A 1,737-nucleotide genomic window follows, 5' to 3' on the forward strand; every position below is an offset into this window, starting at 1 on the left:
CTGGAACACCACGGTCACGGCGTTGCCGGCACCGATATCAATCACCGGGTGGTACTGCTCGGCGCGCTTAATCCAGTACTGGCTCAGCGTGTCCGCCGCCTTGCTGGCGCCGCCGCCGAACCCCTGTTTAAAAATGTCACCGGCACCGACCGAGGCACTTGCACCGAGCCCTACCGTCGGCGTGGCGGCGGACTTGATGCCCTCACCGAAGCCCGACAACATTCCGGCCCCCCAGGCGTTAGCAACGATTACGCCGTTACGCATCACCGGCTTGCCGCGGATGCCGACCTTGCCCTGGAAGGACACGTGACCGTCGAACGGCATGTCGATATGCTTGCCGTTTTTCAGGATGCAGCTGATGTTTTTGGTGCGCACTTCGCCGCGCTCGCTGGAGATATCGCCGTACATCTCTCCGGTGACGCGGCACTGGTCCATGTTCCAGGTCTTGCCGTTGGGCATGGAGACGTCACCAAGCAGGGTAATGACCACCGGTGAGGTATTCTGCTGACCGGTCACGCTGGCGTTGGCGTCGGCGCCCTCAATCATTACCGCCTCGGAGAAGGAGCCGGAGGGTATCCAGGGCAGCTTCGTCTTTTTGTCGGTGAGTGACGCGTAGGTAAAGGTGTCGCGGCTCAGGCCGCCCGGACGCACCGTGCCGGCACCGGGGTAGAAGCCCTGCCCCTGCGCGGGATAGAACTGTGCGCCCTGCCCGGCAGCCGGTCCGCCGCCGGGATTGCTGATGCTCCACTGCGCCGGGCCGGACGGCCCGCCGGAAACCGGACCGCTGGCGGGGGGAGTACCCTGGCCGGATGACGGGGTCTGCGCCGGCGGCTTTTCCGCCTGGCTCTGCAGCTTGTCCAGCGCCGTGCCAATCTGCTCCAGCTTGCGGCTCAGCGCGTCGTTCTGCGCGCTGACCGTGGCGGACAGCGTGGACAGGTCCTTCTCCAGCGTGGCTGTTTTATTCTGCTGCTGCGCCAGCACCGACTCGGACACCGCGCCGGTAAAGCGGCTGTTCACGAGCCCCGTGCCGGTGAGGTCGGCCGGCTTCGCCGGGGGCGGGTTCTTCAGGGCGGCCAAGTGCTGTGAATACGCCCAGATGCCGCCGCCCAGCGCGAGCATGACCCCGGCGGCCACGCCGGCAATCATCCACTGGCGGCGGCGCGTGGCAGTATTGATGTTGCTCATGACCCGCCCTCCGCGTCAGTGGAGAAAATCACCCACACGAAGCCCTCGCCGTTTGCATAAAGCGTGCGGGTTGACAGCATCACCGCCCGCACGCCCTTCTGCCAGAACTGCTTTTCGCTGAGCGCCCGCGTCACGTAGCCGGTGTTTTTCATGCGGTAGCGCATGACGCGCAGGTGCGAGCCGGCCAGCTGGCGCTCCGGCGTCAGCTGCACGCCCGCGGGCGGGTTATACGCCGGGCCGCGAGAGGCTTTCACCTCGGTGTAGTTCTCCGGCACGTCGCCGTTCACGACGCTGCGGGCAACGCTCACCAGCGTCTTCTGGAAGGGCTGACTTTCCTCCCACGCCTTAGCATCCGGGTTGGGCCTGAGCGGCACGTCGGCCGGAATGAGGTGCAGCGTGCGGCCGTTCCCGGGTTTCGGTGAGACGTCAATCGAGACGCCGACGCCCCCGGCGGTTTCCAGGAACAGGGTGAAGTCCTGCCCGGTCAGCGGCGTGATAAGCAGCGCGCCGTCGGCGGTGGTGGCCTTCGTGTAGGCGTTATCCGGACCGGTC

2 protein-coding genes are annotated in these 1,737 nt (G+C 66.2%); both read right to left on the reverse strand.

Annotation, left to right across the window (positions count from 1 at the left end; translation table 11 throughout):
* Window positions 1–1,185 (reverse strand): F-type conjugal transfer pilus assembly protein TraB (traB, locus tag CBW22_RS25465; RefSeq protein WP_088518215.1); only part of this gene is annotated, 1,185 nt, incomplete at its 3' end.
* Window positions 1,182–1,737 (reverse strand): TraK domain-containing protein (locus tag CBW22_RS25470; RefSeq protein ID WP_088518216.1); only part of this gene is annotated, 556 nt, incomplete at its 5' end. The genes traB and CBW22_RS25470, both read right to left, overlap by 4 nt.

The sequence above is a fragment of the Pantoea sp. VS1 genome (assembly GCF_002207995.1).
GTDB lineage: Bacteria > Pseudomonadota > Gammaproteobacteria > Enterobacterales > Enterobacteriaceae > Pantoea > Pantoea dispersa.